Source organism: Mycoplasma marinum (genome assembly GCF_004335975.1).
Classification (GTDB): Bacteria; Bacillota_I; Bacilli_A; order Mycoplasmatales; family Metamycoplasmataceae; genus Mycoplasma_K; species Mycoplasma_K marinum.
This window is the reverse complement of the sequence record NZ_PSZO01000034.1, coordinates 1-4,685: the sequence shown is the minus strand read 5'-3', so window position 1 is coordinate 4,685 and position 4,685 is coordinate 1. Positions and strand designations below refer to the sequence as shown.

The window sequence follows — 4,685 nt, the reverse complement described above, 5'->3', positions numbered from 1 at the left end:
CTCTTTCAATATAATTAGTTCCTCTTGAATCGTCAATAATAGGTTTTGCACCATCATAAAATGTTTTATTTTTAGTAGATGCTTCAACTGAAGAACCATTATAAAATGATTCAGTATTTGGATTGCTTATATGTTTTGATTCATTATATTGCAAATCAGTATTTTCTTTTGTTTGGTTAATTGCAATTGGAATAGCAACCGCCGTAGCTGTTGCAAGTAAAATAGATGAACCAATAGTTATTTTTTTAGATTTCATTTTTACCTCTTTCGCTAATTTTTAAGAGTAATTGTAGCTTTTTGATTCATGATAACTTTATAATCATTATCAATTGCCATAATTACAATATTTTGCTTATCTTTTGATTTGTCTAATCTATCTAAATAAGCAACAGGATTTGCCCCTTCTCAAGCTAAACTAGTTGCATTAAAATTTTCATCTGCATAAAATACAAAATAGTTTCTAACTGCAGTTGGTGAACTAAGGGTTTCATCTCACTTAATTCTCGCTTTTCCTTCTGGGATGGTTGCTCCATTTCAAACTTTTGTTGTTCTCAAATTAGAAATAGTGGCAGTTTCTTGTATGTGTTCATGTGCTTGAAAATGCATTTCACCCAATTTCAATTTATTGAAATTAGTATTTCCTTGAACAGCTGTTGCTTTAATACCAAATGAAGTAATTGTTTTCCCACTTAATTTAGAAAGATCATATGTAACTTCTGTTCATCCAGAATTGCCAATAATCTTAGGTGTACCACTAATAATATTTTTTGTTCTTTTGAAATTTCAAGTTGAATCAGCGGCATAAGTTGTTGTGGGTGTTTGAGGAGATAATATTTCTCCCATATCATCAACCGTTGTAACCGAGTTAGTGTTAATTTTTCCATCTTTGGTTTCAGTTAATAATTCTGGAATTTGCCCACCATTTTTAATTTTTATTGTAAATTTATCATTATCTTGAATAGGTATAGCTGAAGCAAAAAGTTTGTTTTCAAATGATTCACCAGGTTTTAAAGAACCTTTATAAGAAATATTTGTTCCACCAAACCAAGCGGCATTGGATTGATTATTTAAAATTGGCGTAATTTTCCTATCAACTTTACCTTTAGAATTTAATCTATTATAGTCACTAGTTTTATGCCCTGAAGCATCATATTCATCAACAATTCACCTATATGTTGGTAAATAAGATTGCATATTAGTATCTTTTCAACCATTTTCATTTGCATGAACCATATATGGATTTATGTCATTAAATCCGAATAAATTAAAATGGTTACCTGATCCAAAGTCAAATGTTGTAGTCCAGTTTTTTCTTCCAATAATTGATGTGCGTTCTTGGAAACCATCTGATACAGCATAATTACTATCATTATGTTTTCTACCAGAATATCTTGGATCACCAACTGTTGAAGAAAAGAATTCTTCATCCGTTTGAATATTATCTGAATCTGTATAAGAATACATTCACTGACTACGCCTATTTTCCCCTAATCTACCAATAGTATTGTTATGTTCATTAGATCACTTAATAGAACCATCAATATACCCTTTTGTTATTTCTCTACATTTTTCATATCCATCTTCTGGATAATTACATGCTCCATTTACAAAATATTTATCTTTATTTGTAGGCTTATTTAATATTGCATTTTGCATTCTGGAAGCACTAACATCACCACCATGTTTTTGTGGATAGTAGAAAATATCCGACTTAGAAGCAGTTACATTATCAAATCAATAGTTAGTAACTGATTGTGGTTTGTGATAATAATGAAATTTTCTTTGTATAGAAGTTGGATTAGATATATTTGAAGAAGCATGGGCATATTCTCGTCATTTATTTAAGAATGCATCGCTTGGAGCTTTTGATTCTCAATCGACCATTCATCCATCAAATCCATAATAGTCAGCTAATTCAACCATTCCTTTAGCAAGAGGAAAATCTCCCTTTGGCCCTGGATTAAGCATTACATCAGTATCATGTGAAGATTCACCAGTTCCTCATGCATACATGAATACAACACCCATAATTGGAACACCATTTCTATGAGCAGTATCTATTTGAGCACCAGTAGGCATTTTAAGAGTTAATGACTTCCCGCCTCCTCATGTCACCATATCATTTGTATATTGTCAATGATTTTGTATGTATGCATCAGAAGTAGAATTTCTACCACCCAAAATACCGATATCGTTATTACCATTTTTTGAAGAGTTTCAATTCATTTGTGAGTATCTAGCAAATGTTGACTGAGTTGGTTTAATTTTTGCGCCAAATATTCTTGGTTTGACTTCCCTTACTCTTGCCCTGTTGAAGTCACCATCAACGGCACCCCAAGTAAAATCTATATCTGCATTTACTCCAGTTTTATTTTTAGAAACTCTTAAGTCACCAGCTTTGGGAATACCATTAGCTGTGCCTTCTGGACTTCAATTCCAGGCATCTTCAATATCTAAAGTTGGAGATTTTGGAGCGCCCGTTATTTTTCTAGAATTATACTCAGCGGGTGCAAATGAATCCGAAGCATTAATATCTTTTTTTCTTCCATATCCTCAATATTTTGGTATTTCTTTTAAAGCATCTTTACTAATTTGACCAATAAGAACATCGCCAGAAGAAGCAGTTTGTCCTGTTTGAGTCTTACTATCATCTTTCTTTTTATTTACAATAATGAATGGATTACCATTCATTTTATTAATTGTTTTTTCACTATCTTTTTTATCTTTGGCAACTTGATTAGTTGTACCACAAGAAACTAAAACAGCTGAGGGAATTGCAACTAAAGATAAAATTATTGCAGGAGTTAATGTTCTACTTATTTTTTTCTTTTCCATATTTATACCTTCCTTATATTTTTATTAATCTTTTAAAGCAAGTTGGCCATTATATTTTCTAGCAACATCATTTAATTTGTTGTTAAATTGAGTTCTAGTTCAAGCCTTTTTATTTTGTGAACTTGCGTCATAGTATGACTGCATACTATCAATTAGCGCTGGTTCAAATAATCCAGATAAATTGTTTGAATCAGTAATTTTTCATACTTGACCGTTGATGCCATTATATTCATCAGAAGAAGTATGTTTTTCATTATTACCATAGTTAAATCACGCATCTTTATAAGGTTTTTCTGAATTTGTAATTAATGATTTTTGTTTTAATCTTGTAGGTTCAAAAGCAGAAACTACTTTACTTGTAATCAATTGACCAGGTGCTTGGTTTATATATGTTGTTTTGCCCTCTTTAAATTTTGGTACAATGAAATCTTTACTATTTTGCATAATGAATTTTATTCATCTTTTAGCAACAAGTCTTTCAACGGCGCTAGCTTTGTTTGAGATGGCAATTGAATCACCAGTCACCTCCCCGTATGGAGAAGAAAGAACTTTAATTTGACCATCTAAAAATCCTTTATTAGATTCATAAGTTGTTCCCGGTTTTTTTCAAGCATTATTATTACCTTTTTTATCTCATTGCTCATTAGCCATTCTGGCAGCTCATTTAGCATTTCACGTGAACAAAGTTTGTTTATTGAAGAATGGTTCAACTTCACCTTGTTTAGGTTCTTTTGTTAAGTAGTTTGAATTAATAATACTTGCTGCTGAGCCAGTCATATAACCACCAAATGATGTTCACAGATAATCTGATAATGCAGAATTCAACTTATCATCTTTTGCTACTTTATTAAATACTTTTGTTGAAAGCATTTTCTTTTTGGTGTCATAAATTTTTTGTCCATCCACAACAATTCCAGCAGATGCTAGAATACCAAAATTAGCAAACCCTTCTTTTAATGCAAGAGCCATAACATTTGCATTAAGTGCGCCATTAGATAAACAAGATCTTGCAACCGAATAGATTCTTTGAATTGTATTACCAGGACCATAACCTAATCATGCAGAAGCCTCTCCATGAGCCTTGACAATTTCTGAAGATGCAGCAGTTTTGTCTCCTGCCTCTGAAATATATTTTTGAATTTCATTGACACCACATTTACCAAATGTTTTTTTACCGCCCTTATACTCAACATCCAAAGTATCTGATTTTCCACCTTTTGCATATGGAACAAAAGATTTTATTTCCTTTGCTCCATCAATCATTGTTGAGTTCATAACCAAACCTTTAGTTCCATATCCAACAGGTACCCCATAAACCATATTTCTAGAATCAGAATTAGCATTTAAGTGTGATTTATTAATATCCTTTAATTCAAATGATTGTTCTTTTTGCGCAACATCATATAAATCTTTGTTTTTATTTCCAAGAAAATCTTCGATTTTTAACCCCGTTGCCCATTTATGTTTGTTTGTAATAACTGACATAGAATTTGAGTCATTAACAAAAACGGTTGGCATTGCGTTTGCGGCAGCTTTTGTATCATATAAATCTTTAAAGGAATCTTCTGCCAATGGCTCAATTTTTATTTTTCCCTTTCCATATTTATTAAATTCAGCAGCTAATTTTTGATAAACTCCAAATTCAGAAGTTCTGACACCGACTTTTATTTCTTTTTTATCAGCTTCTCCCGCAACTTTCATTTCCTGGTCAAACTGTTTACCTACTTCCTTGCTAGTTTGGACTTTCTCATCTTTTTTTCCAAAACCACAAGAAGTAACAGCAATTGGCATAGAAATTGCTAATAAAGAAAAGGCAGTTGTTGATAGAATTTTTTTCTTTTTGTTCATAG

Annotated in this window: 3 protein-coding genes; all 3 read right to left on the bottom strand. The window is 31.7% G+C overall.

The annotated features are described in order from the left end of the window. On the bottom strand, positions 1-256 hold a 256-nt coding region (locus C4B24_RS04430), incomplete at its 3' end, for a hypothetical protein (RefSeq protein ID WP_131599570.1). A 14-nt stretch (positions 257-270) separates the two neighbouring features. Further along, on the bottom strand, positions 271-2,835 hold the full coding sequence (locus C4B24_RS04425; protein ID WP_131599569.1) for an endo-beta-N-acetylglucosaminidase: 2,565 nt from the start codon (positions 2,833-2,835) through the stop codon (positions 271-273). Between the two features lie 24 nt (positions 2,836-2,859). Beyond that, positions 2,860-4,685 (bottom strand): hypothetical protein (locus tag C4B24_RS04980; RefSeq protein ID WP_168388354.1); only part of this gene is annotated, 1,826 nt, incomplete at its 5' end.